21 protein-coding genes are annotated in these 19886 nt (G+C 62.7%); 11 read left to right on the top strand and 10 right to left on the bottom strand.

The window, feature by feature from the left end:
- Nucleotides 1–2 precede the first annotated feature (2 nt).
- Nucleotides 3–704: a 4'-phosphopantetheinyl transferase family protein gene (locus AC07OF_RS13300; protein WP_157191472.1), complete on the bottom strand. Its 702-nt coding sequence runs from the start codon at nucleotides 702–704 to the stop codon at nucleotides 3–5.
- A 142-nt stretch (nucleotides 705–846) separates the two neighbouring features.
- Here AC07OF_RS13300 and AC07OF_RS13295 point away from each other — a divergent pair, with 142 nt between their 5' ends.
- The 4 genes from AC07OF_RS13295 (at nucleotide 847) to AC07OF_RS13280 (ending at nucleotide 5198) form a co-directional block, all read left to right on the top strand.
- On the top strand, nucleotides 847–1449 hold the full coding sequence (locus AC07OF_RS13295) for an outer membrane protein (protein ID WP_157191473.1): 603 nt from the start codon (nucleotides 847–849) through the stop codon (nucleotides 1447–1449).
- Nucleotides 1450–1565: 116 nt separating this feature from the next.
- A complete protein-coding gene (locus AC07OF_RS13290) occupies nucleotides 1566–2243 on the top strand; it encodes a response regulator (protein ID WP_157191475.1) in 678 nt (225 codons plus the stop codon).
- Complete coding sequence (locus tag AC07OF_RS13285; protein ID WP_157191477.1) at nucleotides 2240–3586, top strand: ATP-binding protein; 1347 nt, start codon at nucleotides 2240–2242, stop codon at nucleotides 3584–3586. Before AC07OF_RS13290 ends, AC07OF_RS13285 begins: the two co-directional genes overlap by 4 nt.
- A 289-nt stretch (nucleotides 3587–3875) precedes the next feature.
- Nucleotides 3876–5198 carry a dicarboxylate/amino acid:cation symporter gene (locus AC07OF_RS13280; protein WP_157191479.1) on the top strand — a complete coding sequence of 441 codons (1323 nt, stop codon included), beginning with the start codon at nucleotides 3876–3878 and terminating at the stop codon, nucleotides 5196–5198.
- Between the two features lie 112 nt (nucleotides 5199–5310).
- On the opposite strand, the gene AC07OF_RS13275 is transcribed toward AC07OF_RS13280, so the two are convergent.
- A complete protein-coding gene (locus AC07OF_RS13275) occupies nucleotides 5311–5805 on the bottom strand; it encodes a SprT family zinc-dependent metalloprotease (protein ID WP_157191481.1) in 495 nt (164 codons plus the stop codon).
- A 141-nt stretch (nucleotides 5806–5946) separates the two neighbouring features.
- A complete protein-coding gene (locus AC07OF_RS13270) occupies nucleotides 5947–6546 on the bottom strand; it encodes a Yip1 family protein (protein WP_038608063.1) in 600 nt (199 codons plus the stop codon).
- Nucleotides 6547–6817: 271 nt separating this feature from the next.
- Here AC07OF_RS13270 and ttcA point away from each other — a divergent pair, with 271 nt between their 5' ends.
- The gene (gene ttcA / locus AC07OF_RS13265; protein WP_038608065.1) at nucleotides 6818–7642 is read left to right on the top strand and encodes a tRNA 2-thiocytidine(32) synthetase TtcA; all 825 of its coding nucleotides are present in this window, start codon (nucleotides 6818–6820) and stop codon (nucleotides 7640–7642) included.
- A gap of 5 nt (nucleotides 7643–7647) precedes the next feature.
- Entirely contained in the window at nucleotides 7648–8319 is a 672-nt protein-coding gene (locus AC07OF_RS13260; protein ID WP_157191482.1) for a DNA-3-methyladenine glycosylase I, read from the top strand.
- A 100-nt stretch (nucleotides 8320–8419) separates the two neighbouring features.
- Here the strand turns inward: AC07OF_RS13260 and AC07OF_RS13255 are convergent, their stop codons facing one another.
- From AC07OF_RS13255 to arsC, 3 genes are read right to left on the bottom strand one after another with little or no spacing between them, the layout of a single operon-like run.
- Entirely contained in the window at nucleotides 8420–8836 is a 417-nt protein-coding gene (locus tag AC07OF_RS13255; protein ID WP_157191484.1) for a DUF2069 domain-containing protein, read from the bottom strand.
- Nucleotides 8829–9434, bottom strand: a complete 606-nt coding sequence (wrbA, locus tag AC07OF_RS13250) for an NAD(P)H:quinone oxidoreductase (RefSeq protein WP_157191486.1) — start codon at nucleotides 9432–9434, stop codon at nucleotides 8829–8831. Before wrbA ends, AC07OF_RS13255 begins: the two co-directional genes overlap by 8 nt.
- Nucleotides 9431–9784: an arsenate reductase (glutaredoxin) gene (arsC, locus tag AC07OF_RS13245; RefSeq protein WP_157191487.1), complete on the bottom strand. Its 354-nt coding sequence runs from the start codon at nucleotides 9782–9784 to the stop codon at nucleotides 9431–9433. Before arsC ends, wrbA begins: the two co-directional genes overlap by 4 nt.
- A gap of 86 nt (nucleotides 9785–9870) precedes the next feature.
- On the opposite strand from arsC, the gene AC07OF_RS13240 reads away from it, so the two are divergent.
- A complete protein-coding gene (locus AC07OF_RS13240; protein WP_157191489.1) occupies nucleotides 9871–10335 on the top strand; it encodes a peroxiredoxin family protein in 465 nt (154 codons plus the stop codon).
- A gap of 92 nt (nucleotides 10336–10427) precedes the next feature.
- Here the strand turns inward: AC07OF_RS13240 and AC07OF_RS13235 are convergent, their stop codons facing one another.
- The 4 genes from AC07OF_RS13235 to AC07OF_RS13220 form a co-directional block, all read right to left on the bottom strand.
- The gene (locus AC07OF_RS13235; protein ID WP_400172883.1) at nucleotides 10428–10832 is read right to left on the bottom strand and encodes an META domain-containing protein; all 405 of its coding nucleotides are present in this window, start codon (nucleotides 10830–10832) and stop codon (nucleotides 10428–10430) included.
- A complete protein-coding gene (locus tag AC07OF_RS13230; protein ID WP_038608081.1) occupies nucleotides 10829–11266 on the bottom strand; it encodes a hypothetical protein in 438 nt (145 codons plus the stop codon). Before AC07OF_RS13230 ends, AC07OF_RS13235 begins: the two co-directional genes overlap by 4 nt.
- A gap of 31 nt (nucleotides 11267–11297) precedes the next feature.
- The gene (locus AC07OF_RS13225; protein WP_157191493.1) at nucleotides 11298–12287 is read right to left on the bottom strand and encodes a 2-hydroxyacid dehydrogenase; all 990 of its coding nucleotides are present in this window, start codon (nucleotides 12285–12287) and stop codon (nucleotides 11298–11300) included.
- 65 nt (nucleotides 12288–12352) lie between these two features.
- Nucleotides 12353–15106 (bottom strand): response regulator, encoded by a 2754-nt coding sequence (locus tag AC07OF_RS13220; protein WP_157191495.1) that lies wholly within the window; start codon nucleotides 15104–15106, stop codon nucleotides 12353–12355.
- A gap of 217 nt (nucleotides 15107–15323) precedes the next feature.
- On the opposite strand from AC07OF_RS13220, the gene AC07OF_RS13215 reads away from it, so the two are divergent.
- The 4 genes from AC07OF_RS13215 to rlmD all read left to right on the top strand — a co-directional run bounded on the left by AC07OF_RS13215 (nucleotide 15324) and on the right by rlmD (nucleotide 19820).
- The gene (locus AC07OF_RS13215; RefSeq protein WP_157191496.1) at nucleotides 15324–16040 is read left to right on the top strand and encodes a response regulator transcription factor; all 717 of its coding nucleotides are present in this window, start codon (nucleotides 15324–15326) and stop codon (nucleotides 16038–16040) included.
- The gene (locus AC07OF_RS13210) at nucleotides 16012–17472 is read left to right on the top strand and encodes a histidine kinase sensor domain-containing protein (RefSeq protein WP_476445727.1); all 1461 of its coding nucleotides are present in this window, start codon (nucleotides 16012–16014) and stop codon (nucleotides 17470–17472) included. The genes AC07OF_RS13215 and AC07OF_RS13210 overlap by 29 nt, the downstream gene beginning before the upstream one ends.
- An 87-nt stretch (nucleotides 17473–17559) precedes the next feature.
- On the top strand, nucleotides 17560–18462 hold the full coding sequence (gene cysM, locus AC07OF_RS13205; RefSeq protein ID WP_038608094.1) for a cysteine synthase CysM: 903 nt from the start codon (nucleotides 17560–17562) through the stop codon (nucleotides 18460–18462).
- Entirely contained in the window at nucleotides 18462–19820 is a 1359-nt protein-coding gene (gene rlmD, locus AC07OF_RS13200) for a 23S rRNA (uracil(1939)-C(5))-methyltransferase RlmD (protein WP_476445726.1), read from the top strand. Before cysM ends, rlmD begins: the two co-directional genes overlap by 1 nt.
- Nucleotides 19821–19886: the final 66 nt, after the last annotated feature.

The following is a 19886-nucleotide window of genomic DNA, read 5'->3' as shown; positions in this document are numbered from 1 at the left end:
CTTCAGACGCTGACCAGGCTCAGCAACTGGTCATCCTGCAGGCTGAACTGTCCCTCGATTTCCTTTCCTTTGTGCCACTGCGCCGACAGGTCGGTCAGCAGGCGCAGGCGGGCATGGCCATCGGCCGACCACGCCAGCACTTCGGCGTGTTCAAAGTAGAAACGCTGCTGGACGATCGGGTAGAGCGCCTTGAACAGGCTCTCCTTGAGGGAAAAGGTCAGGGTGACGGTCAAGCCAGTCTGACTGGCATCCATCCGCTGCAGTTCGTCTGCGGTGAGGATCTCCCGGGCCAGGCGCTCGGCGCGTTCGTCACTGAGCAGGCTTTCCTGGTCCAGTCCCAATCCCTGGCAATCGCTGCTGCGCGCCACCACTGCGGCAGCCCAGCCTTTGCCGTGGGTGATCGAGCCACTGATGCCGGCCGGCCAGATCGGCGAGCGGTCCTCGTGGGTACCTGGCACGTAGTCGCAACCCTCCAGGCGCTGCAAGGCCGCCCGCGCGCACACCCGGCCAGCCAGGTACTCGGCCTGGCGCTTGGCCACCGAGCGTTGCAGGCTCGGCGTCTGCTCGATGCCGGCGCGGGCGAAGTCGTCGCTGGCCAGCAGCGCCGGGTCGAAGGGGCAACTGACCAGTACCGCACCGGCGACCGGGCGGGGCAGGGGCCAATGGTGCAGCAACGGGGCGCAGCAGGAGGGGAGTCGGTTCATGGCCGCTATTGTGCCGTGGCTGTCGAGGGCTTGCCAGCACAGCTGTTCAGCCGAGGTTCAGGCAGGGTTCAGCGGTCGTTCAGGAGGGTTTGCTTACTCTGGCTCCAACACCAGAACGGCATATCAGCCAGGAGTAAACCTTATGAAAGCGCTCAACACCCTGTTCCTCGCCGTCGCCTTTTTCGGCGCCAGTGCTGCAGCCCAGGCCGCCGACACAACCTTCGCCGGTGTCACCTATGGCCAGACCAGCGACAAGATCAAAAAATCCGGCTTGCTGAGCAGCAACACCGATCACCTGAACACCGACGGCATTATCAGCAAGGACGGAACCTGGGGCGTGCGCGTCGGCCAGATGAACGATCAGGGCCGCTACTACCTCACCTACGACAACGTCTCCAACGACCATAGCGGCCTGAAAGTGCGTCAGGAAAACCTGCTGGGCAGCTACGACCTGTTCTACCCGCTGGGCAACAGCACCAAGCTGTTCGGCGGAGCCAGCGCCGGTCTGACCAAGCTCAGCCAGGAGTCGTCCGGTTACAGCCGCGACACCGACACCGGTTATGCCATCGGCCTGCAAGCCGGCCTGCTGCAACAGGTCACCGACAACGCCTCGGTCGAACTGGGCTACCGTTACCTGCGCAGCAATGCCAGCACTGAGCTTGCCGAACATGGCGGTCCGAAAGTCGGCACCCTGCGCCTGGACAGCAGCGCGCAAACCTACCTGTCGGCCAACTACGCCTTCTGATCCTGCGATGAAGATGTTCGAACCGGCCTGCAGGTGCATGGCCGGTTCGCTGTTATTCTGCATGGGCTGAGTATTTCGCCGGAGCCACGCGCGCCGGCACGGGTAGGGAGGAACCTATGAAACTGCTGGTGGTTGAGGATGAAGCCCTGTTGCGTCATCACTTGCACAGTCGCCTGACCGAGAGCGGGCATGTGGTTGAAGCGGTACCCAACGCCGAGGAGGCCTTGTACCAGGCCGAGCAGTTCAACCATGACCTGGCGGTGATCGACCTGGGCCTGCCCGGCATCAGCGGCCTGGATCTGATCCGGCAATTGCGCTCCCAGGGCAAGAGCTTTCCGATCCTGATCCTCACCGCGCGCGGCAACTGGCAGGACAAGGTCGAAGGCCTGGCCGCCGGGGCTGACGACTACGTGGTCAAACCGTTCCAGTTCGAAGAGCTGGAGGCCCGCCTCAATGCCTTGTTGCGTCGTTCCAGTGGCTTCGTCCAGTCGACCATAGCGGCAGGCCCGTTGCTGCTGGACCTCAACCGCAAACAGGCAACCCTCGATGATCAGCCGCTGGCGCTGACCGCCTATGAATACCGCATCCTCGAGTACCTGATGCGCCATCACCAGCAGGTAGTGGCCAAGGACCGTCTGATGGAGCAGCTCTACCCCGATGACGACGAGCGTGATCCGAATGTGATCGAGGTGCTGGTCGGTCGTCTGCGGCGCAAGCTGGAAGGCAACAACGGCTTCAAGCCGATCGATACCGTGCGTGGCCTGGGCTATCTGTTCACCGAGCGCTGCCGATGATTCGTTCGCTACGCGTGCGCCTGATGCTGGCAGCGGCGCTGCTGGCCCTGTTGTTCATGCTCGGCCTGTTGCCGGCCTTGCAGAAGGCCTTCAGCCTGGCCTTGCAGGAGTCGATCGAAAAGCGCCTGGCCTCGGACGTCACCACACTGATTTCTGCCGCGCGCATCGAGCACAACCAGTTGCAGATGCCGGCGCTGCTGCCTGATGAAAAATACAACCTGCCCGACAGCCGTCTGCTCGGCTACATCTACGATCGCCAGGGCAATCTGGTCTGGCGTTCGCGGGCGACGGCCGATGAAAACATCAACTACACCCCGCGTTATGACGGGCGTGGCAACGAGTTCGCGCGGATCCGCCAGGCCGATGGCGAGGAGTTCTTCGTCTATGACGTTGAGGTCAAGCTGCTTGGCGGCAAGACGGCGGCCTTCAGTATTGTTGCCCTGCAGCCGGTGCGCGAATACCAGCACACCCTCGACGGCCTGCGCGAACGCCTGTATCTGGGCTTTGGCGCGGCGTTGCTGGCCTTGCTGGTGCTGCTCTGGGCCGGCCTGACCTGGGGGCTGCGCTCGTTGCGTCAGTTGAGCCACGAACTGGATGATGTCGAGTCCGGAGCGCGTGACGGGCTCAGCGGGGAACATCCCCGTGAACTGCTGCGCCTGACCGGTTCGCTGAACCGCCTGCTGCGCAGCGAGCGCGAGCAGCGTCAACGCTACCGTGACTCACTGGGCGACCTGGCCCATAGCCTGAAAACCCCGTTGGCGGTGCTGCAAGGGGTCAGTGAAAGCATGGGCCAGCGTCGTGAGGATCGTGAGCAGGCGCGGATATTACAAAGCCAGATCGAACGCATGAGCCAGCAGATCGACTACCAGCTGCAACGCGCCAGCCTGCGCAAGAGTGGTCTGGTGCGTCACCAGGTGGCCTTGCAGCCGTTGCTTGAAAGCCTGTGCAGCACCCTGGCCAAGGTCTACCGCGACAAGCAGGTGAAGATCAGCCTGGATATCCCTGAACACGCGGTAGTGCCCATGGAGCAGGGCGCCTTGCTCGAACTGCTCGGCAACCTCCTGGAGAACGCCTACCGTCTGTGTCTGAGTCAGGTGCATATCAGCCTGCGTAGCGGGCCATCAGAGGTTGAGTTGTGTGTCGAGGACGACGGTCCTGGCGTACCCCCGGACCAACGCGAGCGCATCCTGCAGCGCGGCGAACGCCTGGACCGGCAGAACCCGGGGCAGGGCATCGGCCTGGCGGTGGTCAAGGACATCATCGAAAGCTACGACGCCAGCCTGACCCTGGACGATTCACCGCTGGGTGGCGCGGCATTTCGTATCCGCTTCAGCCTGGACTGAGTTCCTATCCCTTCGGGCGGATTACCGCCATCGTTATCCTTTTGCAAAAGGTGTCGGGCGGAAATCCGCCAATTCGCTCGGCACTTTTGCTGCCTCGCTGTGCAACAAACCCCAGCAAACACGGGACTTGCACCGATAAAGCGCATTTTGGCATCGGGCTTGCTATTGACCTGACAGAGTTCTGCCAGGCAGCTCGACACAACAAATCCCTCCAGTGCAGGAGGGTTCGCGCTTTAGGTACCGCTCGCATCCTGGGAAGGATGAGCCCGATACCCTTGAGGAATTAGCCATGACGACGCGTCAGCCACTGTACAAATCGCTGTATATCCAGGTGTTAGTAGCGATCACCATCGGTATCCTGCTGGGCCACTTCTACCCTGAGACCGGCGTTGCCCTGAAACCGCTGGGTGACGGCTTCGTCAAACTGATCAAGATGGTTATTGCCCCGATCATCTTCTGCACCGTGGTCAGCGGCATCGCTGGCATGCAAAGCATGAAGTCGGTGGGCAAGACCGGTGGCTACGCGCTGCTCTATTTCGAAATCGTCTCGACCATTGCCCTGATCATCGGCCTGGTCGTGGTCAACGTGGTCAAGCCTGGCGCCGGCATGCATATCGACGTCAGCACCCTGAACGCCAGCAGCGTGGCCGCTTATGCCGCCGCCGGCGCGCAGCAGACCACCGTTGGCTTCCTGCTCAATATCATCCCTAACACCGTGGTCGGCGCGTTCGCCAACGGCGACATCCTGCAAGTGCTGATGTTCTCGGTGATCTTCGGCTTCGCCCTGCATCGCCTGGGTGCCTACGGCAAGCCGCTGCTGGACCTGATCGACCGTTTCGCCCATGTCATGTTCAACATCATCAACATGATCATGAAGCTGGCGCCGGTCGGTGCCTTCGGTGCCATGGCCTTCACCATCGGCCAGTACGGTGTGGGTTCGCTGGTACAGCTGGGCTACCTGATGGCCTGCTTCTATGTCACCTGCGTGCTGTTCATCCTCGTGGTGCTCGGTGGTATCGCCCGCGCTCACGGTTTCAGCGTGCTCAAGCTGATCCGCTACATCCGTGAAGAACTGATGATCGTGCTGGGTACTTCGTCTTCGGAGTCGGCCCTGCCACGCATGCTGGCCAAGATGGAGCGTCTGGGGGCGAAGAAATCCGTTGTAGGCCTGGTGATCCCGACCGGCTACTCGTTCAACCTCGACGGTACCTCGATCTACCTGACCATGGCCGCGGTGTTCATCGCCCAGGCTACCGACACCACCATGGACATCACCCATCAGATCACCCTGCTGCTGGTGCTGCTGGTGGCTTCCAAAGGTGCTGCTGGCGTTACCGGTTCGGGCTTCATTGTCCTCGCCGCCACCCTGTCCGCCGTCGGCCATCTGCCGGTTGCCGGCCTGGCGCTGATCCTCGGTATCGACCGCTTCATGTCCGAAGCCCGTGCCCTGACCAACCTGATCGGTAATGCCGTGGCCACCGTGGTGGTTGCCAAGTGGGTCAACGAGCTGGACGAAGACAAGCTGCAGACCGAGCTGGCTTCCGGTGGTTCGCCGCTGGTTGATACCCGCCCGATGGATGACCTGGGTGTGGCTGAAGGTCCTGCCCGTTAATGAAAAAGCCCATCTTCGGATGGGCTTTTTTTTGTGCATTTCGCGGGGCAAGCCCGTTCCCACAGGGTGTTCACCATCACTGTGGGAGCGGGCTTGCCCCGCGATGCGTTTGTCACTCCACCCGCGTTTCCCCGCTATACACCAGGGTGCTTCGGCAGCGCCGGCACAGATACCGCCGCCCCTGGCGCACCAGGCTGTGGCGCTGGGCCGAGAACGGGAAGTCGCTGCCAGCACAAGGGCAGCGATAGATATACCGCGTCACCGTACGGCGTTTGACTTCATAGTTATGGCAACGGTTAGGCGGCAGTTCATAAACCCCGCGCATGATCAGTTGCCACTCCTCGCCATGTGGCTGGATACGGTCGCCAAACAATTGGTGGGCTACCAGGTGGGCAACTTCGTGGGCCACGGTCTGTCGCAGGAAGTCTTCGCTGTTTTCGCGATACAGCTGCAGGTTGAAGCGCAACAGGTTTTCATGCAGATGGGCGACACCGGCCTTTTGCCCGCGCAGCTTGAAGCTGACCTCAGGGCGAAGGAAGGGGCGCTTGAAAAAGGTTTCGGCTTGCTGATAACAGGTTTCGACGCGGGATTTGAGCAGTTCGGGCATATCGGGGAACACTCCTGGCCGACAATTATGCCGCAACCACCGCTGCACTGCCGAGCCACCTGTCAGCGCACAGCATCAGGCCGCCTTTGCGGCGGCCTGATGGTTACTGCGCCTATGTTGCGGTATTTCTAATAGATGATTCTAGTTGGTATAGACAGGCCCCACGCCTAGTCCCCAAACGATCACGGTGAAGGCCATGATGGCTACCAGCACCACCAGGCCGACCGCCAGTACCGAGCTCGAGAACAGGAAGCCTTCATCGGAAGGTATGTTCATGAAGGTCGGCAGGCCGACATAGAGCAGATAGACCGTGTAGCACACGGCTGCCGTGCCGACGATCATCCCCAGCCACAGGTGGGGGTAGAGCGCCGCCAGGCCGCCAACGAACAGCGGCGTTGCGGTGTAGGTGGCAAACGCGATGCAGCGGGCCATGCTCGGGTTGGCGTCGTAGGTGCGCGCCATCCAGTGAATGAACGCGCCCATTACTGCGACCCCGGCGAGCATGGCCAGGTACGACATGATGGTCATCCACAACGCGCTTTCATGGGTCAGCATGACCGGGGCGCGATCGCCGATGACCCAGCCGACCTGGGTAGTGCCGATAAACGCTGAGACGGCAGGGATCGCCGCCAGTATCAGGGTGTGGGTCAGGTACATGTGGCTGATGCTTTCTTCCTCGCCACGGATCTCTTTCCATTCTTGGTCAGGATGGGTAAACAGCCCCAGAACGTGATGGATCATGCCAGTCACTCCTTCCGTTGTTGCCATCGCCCCCCAGAGGAGCGCTTGCGACCCCAAGTGATAGGGGCCAGAGGATCGAGGTCACGGTTGCTGTGGCCTTATGTCGCAGTATAGGAAGGAGTCAGCCGCTTAAAGCCGGCTTTTTAGAGCAAATCGCGCTGTCAGCGCGCCGGCTAATCACCTTGCAGTCTTTATCGGATTGGCCTACGCCTGGCGGCGGTTTGTGCGTAAAATATGCCGCTTTTGTCACACCTCGCGGATTCCAAGCGCTATGGGCACCCTTTCGGTCAACCAGAACAAACTGCAAAAACGCCTGCGTCGTCTCGCCGGCGAAGCCATCACCGACTTCAACATGATCGAAGACGGTGACAAGGTCATGGTCTGCCTGTCCGGCGGCAAAGACAGCTACACCATGCTCGATGTTCTGCTGTACCTGCAGAAAGTGGCGCCGATCAAGTTCGAGATCGTCGCGGTGAACATGGACCAGAAGCAGCCGGGCTTCCCCGAGCACGTATTGCCGGCCTACCTCAAGAGCCTGGGCGTCGAGTACCACATCGTCGAGAAAGACACCTACTCGGTGGTCAAGGAGCTGGTCCCGGAAGGCAAGACCACCTGCTCGCTGTGCTCGCGCCTGCGTCGCGGCACCCTGTACACCTTCGCCGACGAGATCGGCGCAACCAAGATGGCCCTGGGGCATCACCGCGACGACATCGTCGAGACCTTCTTCCTCAACATGTTCTTCAACGGCACCCTCAAGGCCATGCCGCCGAAACTGCGTGCCGATGATGGCCGTAACGTGGTGATCCGCCCGCTGGCCTACTGCAGCGAGAAGGACATCCAGGCCTATTCGGACCTGAAAGAGTTCCCGATCATTCCGTGCAACCTCTGCGGCTCGCAGGAAAACCTGCAGCGTCAGGTGGTCAAGGACATGCTGGTGGAGTGGGAGCGCAAAACCCCGGGTCGTACCGAGAGCATCTTCCGCGGCCTGCAGAACGTGGTGCCGTCGCAGCTGGCTGACCGCAACCTGTTCGACTTCGTCAACCTCAAGATCGACGACACCGCACCGCCACGTTTTCTCGACGTGCTGAACATCTGACCGGCATGCGTGACTATCAATGGCTGCATGAGTACTGCCTGAACCGCTTCGGCTCTGCTGCGGCGCTGGAAGCGCACCTGCCCCAGGCGAAAAGCGCCGAGCAGTTGCGCGCGATCGGCGCCGACCGTTACCTGTCGACCCTGGCCTTGCGGGTGTTTCGCGCCGGGCTCAAGCACAGTCTGGTGGATGCCAAGTGGCCGGCCTTTGAAGAAGTGTTCTTCGGCTTCGACCCGCACAAGGTCGTGCTGATGGGCGCCGAGCACCTCGAGCGGCTGATGCAGGACACGCGGATCATCCGCCACCTGGGCAAGCTCAAGAGCGTGCCGCGCAACGCGCAGATGATCCTTGATGTTGAAAAGGAGCAGGGCAGCTTCGGGGCCCTGATCGCTGACTGGCCGGTGACCGATATCGTTGGCCTGTGGAAGTACCTGGCCAAGCATGGCAACCAGTTGGGCGGGTTGTCGGCGCCGCGCTTCCTGCGCATGGTCGGCAAGGACACCTTCATCCCTACCGATGACATGAGTGCGGCGCTGATCGCCCAGGACATCATCGACAAGCCGCCGACCAGCCAGCGCGACCTGGCGCTGGTGCAGGCGGCGTTCAACCAGTGGCATGCCGAAAGTGGTCGGCCGCTGTGCCAGCTGTCGGTGATGCTGGCGCACACGGTCAATCATTGAGATGGGTGGTGCTGCTATCGCTGGCAAGGCCAGCTCCCACAAGTTCTGAATCTGGCACAAAACCTGTGGGAGCCGGCCTTGCCGGCGATAGCTTGAATGGCTAGTTCGAGCCTTCCCCGGCCAACCGCCGGTCATACTGAAAGCGCCAGCGCACATACAGCAAGGCACTGACGAACAGCGCCAGGCTGATCGCCACTTCCAGCCAGCCGAACAGCGCCCGTGCCGGGTCGAACGCGGCCAGTACCCCTTTGATGAAGTACAGGTTGACCACGAAGCAGGTCCAGGCATGGGCGCGTGCGTTGCCCAGCAACATGCCCGGCAGCAACAATGCCAGCGGCACCAGCTCGACCGCGAGGATCACGCCGGTGCGTGCGCCGTGCAGGTCGGCGAACAGCAGGTTGTTGATCGTCAGCAGCGCGATCAGGCCGAAAAAGCTCGCTAGGCTCAATGCCCGGGCCAGGCGCAGGCGCGGCGTCAGCCAGTCGATCGAAGGCAGCACCTTGGGCTTTTTAGCCACGGCCGTTCTCCAGCAGTTTGGCGGTAGTCGCCAGGCGTTGCCCCAGGGCGCGGCACAGGGTGATTTCGTCGGCATCCAGGTCGCGCTTGCCGTCAGCCCCGGCGTGATGGCTGGCGCCATAGGGCGTGCCGCCACCGCGGGTTTCCAGCAACGCCGACTCGCTATAGGGCAGGCCCATGATCAGCATGCCGTGGTGCATCAACGGCAGCAGCATCGACAGCAGGGTCGATTCCTGGCCGCCGTGCAGGCTGGCGGTGGAGGTGAAGGCGGCAGCCGGCTTGCCGACCAGGCCACCGCTGAGCCACAGGCTGCTGGTGCCGTCGATGAAGTACTTGAGCGGCGCGGCCATGTTGCCGAAGCGCGTCGGGCTGCCCAGGGCCAGGCCCGAGCAATGGCGCAGGTCGTCCAGGGTGGCGTACAGCGCACCGGTATCCGGGATATCCGGGGCCACCGCTTCGCACTCGGTGGAAATCGCCGGGACCGTGCGGATCCGCGCTTCCAGGCCGGCCATCTCGACACCGCGGGCAATCTGCCGGGCCATTTCGCTGGTCGAGCCGTGACGGCTGTAGAACAGGATCAGGATGTAAGGCGCGCTCACGGCAGGATCTCCAGCACCTTCTCTGGCGGGCGACCGATCACGGCTTTGTCACCGGCCACCAGGATCGGGCGCTCGATCAGCTTCGGGTGCTTGACCATGGCTTCGATCAGTTGTGCCTCGCTCAGGGCCGGGTCGGCCAGGTTGAGGTCCTTGTATTCGTCTTCACCGCTGCGCAGCAGTTGGCGCGCACCGATGCCCAGCTTGCCGAGCAGGGCGCTGAGGGTAGCGGCATCTGGCGGGGTTTCCAGGTAGCGCACTACGGTCGGGGCCAGGCCACGGGCTTCGAGCAGTTCCAGCGCGCCGCGGGATTTGGAGCAGCGCGGATTGTGATAGAGGGTCAGGTCAGTCATGTTCGGGTCGCATCCAGCAGGGTGTGGCGGCTATTCTAACCGCAGCGACTTTGCATTTTGCTTGAATCTTCGAGAAGGATTGACCCATGACAAGACGTTTGGCAGCAGCACTGGCCATCACCGCGAGCCTGTTGCTCGGCGGTTGCGGTGCAGATTATGGCCTGGACCAGAACGGCCAGACCGTGAAAGCCGAGCAGATCGACGGGCACTGGCTGGTGCTCAACTACTGGGCTGAATGGTGTGGCCCGTGCAGGACCGAAATACCGGAGCTCAATGCCGCGGCCAAGCAATGGCAGGCACAAGGGGTGAAGGTGCTGGGCGTGAACTTCGATGGCCTGCAGGGCGAGGAGCTGAAAAAGGCCACTGAGGCGCTGGGTATCGGTTTCACCGTGCTGGCCGAGGACCCGGCCGAGCGTTATGAACTGCCGCGCAGCGAAGCCTTGCCGGTGACTTACATCATCGATGACAAGGGCAAGGTACGTGAGCAGTTGATGGGGGAGCAGACGCTTGAGGGCTTGAACGCGAAGATCAAGGCATTGAAAGGCGCTTGATCGGCAGCGCTTTCATTGCCGGCAAGGCCGGCTCCCACAGAGATTACTGACACCTTGCAACTGTGGGAGCCGGCCTTGCCGGCGATTAAACTTCAGCCTTCTTCAGGCCAGAAGCGCAGCGGCTTGCCCTCGGCAGGCCAGAAACGCACCTGCTCGATCGGCGAGATATCCCAGCGCTGGACAGTCTCAAGGGCCTGGAGAAAACGCTTTTCCTGCTCCATCAAGGCCGGCGCGCACAGTTTGCGGGTGCTGCCGACTTTGCCGAAGGTGAGTTTGTCGCCGTCGAGCTGGTAAGGCGCGAACCAGTGGTTGCAACCCGCATTGCCATAGGCCCGGCCGTCCTCCGCCAGGGTCAGGGTCAGGTGGCTGTAATCCATCAATGGACGCTCACCGATCCATTCCAGCAGGTAGCTGCGTTCTTGTTCCAGCTTCATCGGCTCGGCCGCACAACCCAGCAGGGCGGTGCCGGTCAGAGCTGAGAGGAGCAGGTTTTTCACTGAGCCGTCTCCTTGCATTTCGGGCACAGGTGCTTGTCGCCACGGCTGCTCCAGCCAAGCTCGGCAATGCGCGCGGTAGCGGCAGGCTGCAGGGCTTTCTTGCCCAGCTTGGCATCGACCGCGAACTCGAAGCTCAGGTTGGCCTGGCAGCTGTCGCAATTGACTTCCCAGGTGTGGATCGCCAGCTCACCGAACACCGGGCCGCTGGCCACCGCGACCCATTGACCGGTCGGGTTGATCAGGTGGCGTACGGTTTCCACGGTCAGGCGCATGGACAAATCCTTGCTGCCCTTGAGGGTCACCAGCAGGACATCATGCTTCTGGATCGAACCGCCGTTGCCGGTCACTTGATAGCGACCCGGCACCAGGGCGCGGCACTCGATCAGGGTGTGTTGCGGGTTAAACAGGTTGTAGCGGAAATCGTGTTCGACCATGGGTCCTCCAAATCTGCCGCGTATCCTAGCATCAACCCTCGACCAAGTTTTGCGGATTGCCTGCCGCCCAGCGGGTAATGTTGTCCAGCGTCGTCGCGGCAATGGCCGCCAGCGCCTCACGGGTGAGGAAGGCCTGGTGGGCGGTGACGATCACGTTGGGGAAGGTCAGCAGGCGGGCCAGCACGTCATCCTGCAGCGGCAGGTCAGAGCGGTCCTCGAAGAACAGTTGGGCTTCTTCTTCATAGACATCCAGGCCCAGGTAGCCCAATTGGCCGTCTTTCAGGGCCTCGATCAGCGCCGGAGTGTCGATCAGGGCGCCGCGGCCGGTGTTGATCAGCATCGCCCCCGGCTGCAGCTGCGCCAGGCTCTGCGGGTTGATCAGGTGGCGGGTCTGTTCGGTCAACGGGCAGTGCAGGCTGATGATCTGGGCCTGGCGCAGCAGCTCTGGCAGTTCCAGGTAGCGGGCACCGAGGGCCAGCAGCTCGGGATTGGGATACGGGTCGTACGCCAGCAGCTGGCAGCCGAAGCCGGCCATGATGCGGGCGAAGGCGGCGCCGATCTGGCCGGTGCCGACCACCCCGACGGTTTTGCCGTGAAGGTCGAAGCCGGTCAGCCCGTGCAGGCTGAAATTGCCTTCGCGGGTGCGGTTGTAGGCCCGGTGCAGGCGGCGGTTCAGGGCCAGGATCAGTGCGACCGCGTGTTCGGCCACGGCATGTGGCGAATAGGCCGGTACCCGCACCACGGCCAGGCCCAGGTCTTTGGCTGCCGCAAGGTCGACATGGTTGTAGCCGGCCGAGCGCAGGGCGATCAGGCGCGTTCCGCCTGCGGCAAGGCGCTTGAGCACCGGGGCGCTGAGGTCATCGTTGATGAAGGCACAGACCACCTCATGGCCGCTGGCCAGAGGGGCGGTGTCTTCGCTCAGGCGGGCGGGCTGGAAGTGCAGTTCCAGCCCGTGGTCCGCCGGGGTATTGCTGAAGCTGTCCTGATCGTAGGTCTGGCTGCTGAAAAACAGTACGCGCATGGGATCTTCCTGAGTCGATTGCGGGAAAGTCTAACCGCGGCGGCTGCCCATCACCTTGCCTCAGGTCAGGCGCTCAGGCGCGCCTGGGCGGTGAGGCGGGTGATGGCCCGGTCCAGCTCGTCCAGGGCTCGCGGTGCTTCAGGGTCATTCTGTTTGAGCAGGGTTTCGCTGCGCTGGCAGGCGGCGCGCAACTGCGGTACGCCACAGTAGCGTGAAGCACCATTGAGGCGATGCACACGCTCGATCATGCCGTTGCGGTCGGCAGCCTCGCGGGCGGCGCGAATCGCTTCGCGGTCGGCCTCCAGCGACGCCAGGAGCATGGCCAGCATGTCGGCGGCCAGGTCGGGTTTGCCCGCCGCCAGGCGCAAGCCTTCTTCCGGGTCGAGGACCTTGAGTTCGCTGCTGTCGGCAATGCGTTCCTGCACCCGTTCGTTGAGCGATGCACTGAGGTTCAGGCCGGTCCACTTGAGCACCACCTGGGCCAGCTGGCGCTCGCTGATCGGTTTGGTCAGGTAATCGTCCATGCCGCTGTGCAACAGGGCGCGCTTTTCATTGGCCATGGCATGGGCGGTGAGGGCGACGATCGGCAGCGGCGCGCCGCCCTGGCTGGTTTCCCACTGGCGGATCTGCTCGGTGCACTCGCGACCGTCCATGCCCGGCATCTGCACGTCCATCAGCACCAGGTCGAAATGCTCGTTCTGCACGGCCTGGACGGCGGCATAGCCACTGTCGACGGCCAATACGTCGGCACCCATGTCTTCGAGCAGGGTCTGCACCAGCAACAGGTTGGCCGGGTTGTCGTCGACACACAGTACTTTGGGTAATGGCTGGTTGCTGATGACCTTGGCTTCGCTGCTGCCGCGCCGGGGTTGAACCAGCTCCAGCAAGGCCCGGCGCAATTTGCGCGTGCAGGCTGGTTTGGCTTGCAGCTGGCTATGGGCGTTGGGCAGGTAAGGGTGGTACAGCGCCTGCTCGGTGGTCGGGCACAACACCAGCGCCTGGCAGTCCAGGCGCTGCAATTGCTGGATGTACTGGCCCAGGCGTTCTGGCGAGACACTATCGAGGTTGACCCCCATGACGGCCAGGGTGAAGGGTTCCCCGGCCATGCGTGCCGCCGCCACCGCATGCAGCAGCGGGTCGATCGAATGGAAGGTGGAAACCTGCAGGCCGCAATCTTCCAGTTGATGCTCCAGGGCCTGACGTGCCAGCTCATGGGCGTCGACAATCGCCACCCGGCGTTCCACCAGGGATTGCAGCGGCAGGTCCTCGGCGTCGTCACGGGCCTTGGGCAGGCGCAGGCTGACCCAGAACTGCGAGCCTTCGCCCGGCGTGCTGTCGACCCCGATTTCACCGCCCATCTGCTCGATCAGGCGCTTGGAGATCACCAGGCCCAGCCCGGTCCCCCCCGGCTGGCGCGACAACGAGTTGTCAGCCTGGCTGAAGGCCTGAAACAGCGCCCGGACATCCTGGTTCGACAGGCCGATGCCGGTGTCCTGCACGCAAATACGCAGTTGTACGCTGTCGCCGTGCTCTTCTTCGAGCATGGCCCGGGTGACGATGGTGCCTTCGCGGGTGAACTTGATGGCGTTGCTGACCAGGTTGGTCAGGATCTGCTTCAGGCGCAGCGGGTCACCGACCAGCGACAGCGGTGTGTCGCGATAGACCAGGCTGACCAGCTCCAGCTGCTTGGCATGGGCGGCGGGGGCGAGGATGGTCAGGGTGTCCTGGATCAGGTCGCGCAGGTTGAACGGAATGCTGTCGAGCACCAGCTTGCCGGCCTCGATCTTGGAGAAGTCGAGGATCTCGTTGATGATCCCGAGCAGGCTGCTGGCGGACTTTTCAATGGTACCGAGGTAGTCGAGCTGGCGCGGTGTCAGCTCGCTTTTTTGCAGCAAATGGGTAAAGCCGAGGATGCCATTGAGCGGCGTACGAATCTCATGGCTCATGTTGGCGAGGAACTCGGACTTGATCCGGCTGGCCTCCAGGGCTTCCTTGCGCGCCATGTCCAGCTCGATGTTCTGGATCTCGATGGTTTCCAGGTTCTGGCGTACGTCTTCGGTGGCCTGGTCGATGCTGTGTTGCAATTCTTCATGGGCGTTGTGCAGGGTTTCGGCCATGCGGTTGATACCGGCAGCCAGCTCATCCATCTCATAACTGCCCATGACCGGCAGGCGTTCTTCCAGGTTGCCGTCCTTGAGTTGGGTCACGGCGTGCTTTATCTGGCCGATGGGGTCGTTGATCGTGCGACTCATGCGCAAGGCCAGCAGCGCAGTGGCAGCCAGGCCGCAGAAGATCAGCAGCAGGCTGGTGAACAGGCTGCGATAGCCGCGCAACAGGGTGCCGTCGTGGGACAGTTCGATTTCCACCCAGCCCAGCAGTCGATCGGTTTCGTTGGCGATGCGTTCCCCTGCCAGGTCGCGGTGGTGGCCGAACACTGGCAGCAGGTAACGGGTGGCGTCGCTACCGGTTCGCTGCAGCATCTCGGTACCGCCACCTGTCGGTGCCTGGTTGAGCATGCTGGGACCGGCATGCGCCAGATTGTTGCGATCCGGGCCGAGGAACGCCACCGCGCGTACATCCGCCTGCTCCAGGGCCTGGGCGGCGATACGCTCCAACTGAGCCGGGTCGTTGCTAACCAGGGCCGGTGCCACCAAGGGGGCGAGGTTTTCGGCGATCATTTTGCCGCGTTGCAGCAATTGGGTTTGCAGCTCGCTCTGCTGCAGCCAGGTGAAATAGCTGCCGAGCACCAACGCCATCAAGCCGGCAGGTAACAAAGCCAGCAGCAACACGCGGCTGCGGATTCCCAAACGATTCAGCACGAAACTCTCCTGTGCCTGGCATGTGCTGTAAGCCGCCGTCGGTGCTAGCTGACGGACCAAGTCGGAAAAGTACCGCGCCTTCCCGCGCAATGCACTCATTTGTATCTACTTTTGACGTAGGCACAATCCTCGGCGCCGCACCGACGAGCAGTTGCGGGTTGCCTGCGCCAGGCAATTACTCAATAATCGCGTAACTGAGAATTGCTAGCACCCGCCAATGAATCCCGTAGCTATTAGCGAATCCACCATACTTGCCATCGAGGACGACCCGGTCCTGGGTGCCCATCTGCACGAAGAACTGCAACGTGGCGGCTTCAAGGTCACCTGGTGCAAGAATGGTCGCGATGGCTTGGCGGTTGCGCGCGAGTCGCGTTTCGATGTGGTCCTGATGGACATCCTGCTGCCGGGACTGAACGGCCTGGATGTGCTGGCGAAACTGCGCGAAAGCAGCTCGACACCGGTGATCATGATGTCGGCCCTGGGCGCCGAGGCGGATCGCATCAGTGGTTTTCAGCGGGGTGCCGATGACTACCTGCCCAAACCGTTCAGCATGGCTGAGCTGAAGGTGCGTATCGAGGCGATCCTGCGCCGTGTGGCGTTGGAGCGCCGTCGTCAGGAAGCACCCGCGCAGCAAGTCGGCGCCCTGCAGTTCAACGAGCAGGCCTGTGATGTCTGCTGTGGCGAGCGCTGGGCAGGGCTGACCCTGAGCGAGTACCGGCTGCTCGATACCTTGCACCGCAGCCATGAAGAAGTGCTGAGCAAGGCCTTCCTTTACCAGCAGGTCCTACAGCGTGGCTATGCCCGCCATGACCGCAGCCTGGACATGCATGTCAGCCAGATCCGGCGCAAGCTCAAGGCCATCGGTTACCAGGAGCGTGAACTGCGCACGGTGTGGGGCAAGGGCTATGTGCTCAGTGCCGCCGAGGTCAGCTGAGGTGCCCAATCGTCACTCGTTGTTCTGGAAGCTGGCGATCCTGCTGGTCGGTTTCTGTCTGTTGATGATCGGCCTGAGCTGGAGCTGGGGTCGGCACATGGAAACCCAGAACGCCTACCTCTCCGATCAGGCCCGAATCACCTTGACCGACTATGCCGCCGAGGCTGAACGCGCCTGGAAGCAGGGCGGGCAGGCCGGAGTCGATGCCTGGATGGCCGACATGGCCAGCAAGGAAGGCACCTGGGTGAATGTGCTGGGGCCAGACTTGCAGTCGCTTAGCAGCACGCCGCTGACCCCTGAGCAAAGTCGCAAGATCACCTTTCTGCGCGGTATCGACTGGCCGGTCAGCCGCCGGGTGATCGGCTTGCCGTGGATGCGCGTACCATTTGTCGAGCACCCGGAGCAGGGGCTGCTGGTGATTGAGCTACCAGAGCGCCTGATGCCCGGTCGCTACCGCCTGTTCTGGCAGTTCATGACCAACGGTGTGATCCCGGGGCTGTTCACCTTGCTGCTGTGCATCGGGCTGTACCGCATGTTGATCATGCCGCTGATCCAGTTGCGCGAGCAGGCCAATGCCTGGCGCGCCGATCAGCTGTCGGCGCGGGTCGCCAGCAGCACCACCAGCCGCCAGGATGAGCTGGGCGAGCTGGGACGAGCTTTCGATGACATGGCCGAACGACTGCAAGGCACGGTGGTCTTGCAGCAACAGTTGTTGCGTGACCTGTCGCACGAGCTGCGCACGCCTTTGAGCCGTCTGCGCGTAGCCTGCGAAGGGGACGCTGACGCCGGCCAGCTGCGTGAGCGCCTGGGGCGCGAAATCGACTGCATGCAACGTCTGGTCGAGGATGCCTTGCAACTGGCCTGGCTCGACACCGAGCGGGCGCCGCCAAGCAAGGAGCCGATCCAGGTCCAGGCGCTTTGGGACATGCTCGCCGAAGATGCCTGTTTTGAAAGTACCTGGCCGTCGACGCAACTGCATTGCGCGCTGGACGCCTCTTGCTGGATCCAGGGCAACCTGAACAGCGTGGCTCAGGCGCTGGAGAACATTCTGCGCAACGCCATCCGCCACTCGCCGGCCAGCGGCGTGATTCGCCTGGACGGCCGTCGTCAGGGCGATCACTGGCTGTTGTGGCTGGAGGATCAGGGCGGCGGCGTGGCGGAAGCCGAGCTTGAGCGGATCTTCGCGCCGTTTACCCGGCTGGACGGCTCACGTCCGGGCGATGGTGGTTTCGGCCTCGGCCTGAGCATCGCCCGCAATGCCATCGTGCGCCAGGGCGGGCGCCTGTGGGCGCAGAACACCGGGCAGGGCTTGCGGCTGAATATTCTGTTACCCGCTGTTCAGCAGGTGGGAGCGGGCTTGTCCCGCGATTGCGGGTTGTCAGGCTCATCGCCTCGCGGGGCAAGCCCGCTCCCACCGGGTTATAACCGGTAGGTATAACACCCGCACATTGCGTGATATGGGCAAGGCCCGTTTGCCGGTATGATAGTCGCCCCCGCAGTCTGGATTGCGAACTACGCCATGACCTTGCAGTACCCAACCATCGCCGATTGCGTCGGCAACACGCCTCTGGTCCGCCTGCAGCGCATTGCCGGTGAAACCAGCAACACCCTCCTGCTCAAGCTTGAAGGCAACAACCCGGCAGGTTCGGTCAAGGACCGGCCGGCGCTGTCGATGATCACCCGTGCCGAATTGCGCGGACAGATCAAGCCGGGCGACACCCTGATCGAAGCGACCTCGGGCAACACCGGGATCGCCTTGGCCATGGCGGCGGCGATCAAGGGTTACAAGATGATCCTGATCATGCCCGACAACTCCAGCGCCGAACGCAAAGCGGCGATGACCGCCTATGGCGCCGAGCTGATTCTGGTCAGCAAGGAAGAGGGCATGGAGGGCGCTCGCGACCTCGCCGACCGTCTGCAAGCCGATGGCCGTGGCCTGGTGCTCGATCAGTTTGGCAACGGTGACAATCCCGAAGCCCACTATGTCAGCACCGGCCCGGAGATCTGGCGCCAGACCCAGGGCACCATCACCCATTTCGTCAGCTCCATGGGCACCACCGGCACCATCATGGGTTGCTCGCGTTACCTCAAGGAGCAAAACCCGGCGGTGCAGATCGTCGGTTTGCAGCCGATGGAAGGCTCGGCGATTCCGGGGATCCGGCGCTGGCCCGAAGAGTACCTGCCGAAGATCTATCAGGCTGACCGCGTTGATCGCGTGGTCGACATGGCCCAGAGCGAAGCCGAAGAGACCACCCGCCGACTGGCCCGCGAAGAGGGCATTTTCTGTGGTGTGTCCTCTGGTGGTGCAGTGGCGGCCATGTTGCGCCTGTCTCGTGAACTGGAAAACGCCGTGATCGTGGCAATCATTTGTGACCGTGGCGACCGTTACCTGTCGACCGGCATTTTCGACGCGGCGAACTGATGTCCAAAAGTAAACGCAACAGCGGCCTGCGCTTCCAGCCGGCCGGCGGCAGCCGCGCGCCGCAGATCCCCACCGGCAAAAAACAGCGCCTGCGTATCGAGCGCCTGGCGGGGGATGGCCGTGGCATCGCCTTTCTTGAAGGGCGTACCTGGTTTGTCAGTGGCGCGCTGGCCGAGGAAGAGGTCGAGGCACGCGTGCTCAATGCTCACGGCAAGGTGGTTGAAGCGCGTCTGGAGCGGGTGTTCAGCGCCAGCCCGGAGCGTCGCCAGGCGCCGTGCAAGCATTTCGATCGCTGCGGCGGCTGCAACCTGCAGCACCTGGCCCATGCCGATCAACTGGCCCTCAAACAGCGCTTGCTGGCCGAGCAGCTGCAGCGGGTTGCCGGCGTGGCGCCCGAGCGGTGGGCCGCGCCTTTGAGCGGACCGGAGTTTGCTTACCGACGCCGGGCGCGGGTGGCGGTGCGCTGGGACAACAAAGCGAAAAAACTCGAAGTCGGCTTCCGCGCCGAAGCCAGCCAGGACATCGTCGCCATTGAGGATTGCCCGGTACTGGTACAACCCTTGCAGTCGATCATGCGTCACCTGCCGATGCTGCTGCAGAGCTTGAGCAAACCGCAGGTGGTCGGTCATGTCGAGCTGTTCAGCGGTACGGCACTGGCCTTGCTGCTACGGCATACCGCGCCATTGGCGGAGGGCGACCTGGCTCGCTTGCAGGCGTTCTGCAAAGAAGCAGGTGTGCAGCTATGGTTGCAAGGCGAGGGTGAACCTTATCCGCTTGATGCCGGTCAGACCCTCGGTTTTACCCTGGCACCGTGGAACCTGGAGCTGGCATACCGGCCCGGGGATTTCGTCCAGGTCAACGCTGCGGTCAACACGGCGATGATCGAGCAGGCGCTGGCCTGGCTGGCGCCGCAAGCCGACGAGCGTGTACTTGATCTGTTCTGCGGCCTGGGCAATTTCGCCCTGCCGCTGGCCCGGCAGGCGCGTGAAGTGGTGGCGGTGGAAGGTGTACAGGCAATGGTCGAGCGGGCAGCGGCCAATGCACGAAGCAACGATTTGCATAACACGCAGTTTTTTCAGGCCGATTTATCGCAGCCTTTGACCGCCTCCGGCTGGGCCGCTGGAGGCTTTTCTGCGGTACTCTTGGACCCACCGCGGGACGGCGCTTATGAGGTCGTGCGAAAAATCGCAGACCTCGGAGCGAAACGTCTGGTGTATGTATCGTGCAACCCGGCAACCCTGGCCCGTGACACGCTAGAGCTGGTCAGGCAGGGTTACCGGTTAAAATGTGCCGGGATTCTCGACATGTTTCCTCAGACGGCGCATGTCGAAGCCATGGCGTTATTCGAAGCGGGCTAGCGGGACTGGCGCGTTGGGCGCTGCACCTTGGGTCCGGCAGGGGCAGCACCAGAGATATCAAGCGCA

The organism is Pseudomonas sp. GW821-FHT10B02 (assembly GCF_059415665.1).
The sequence above is the reverse complement of the archived record's forward strand: the minus strand, read 5'-3'. Positions and strand labels throughout refer to the sequence as shown.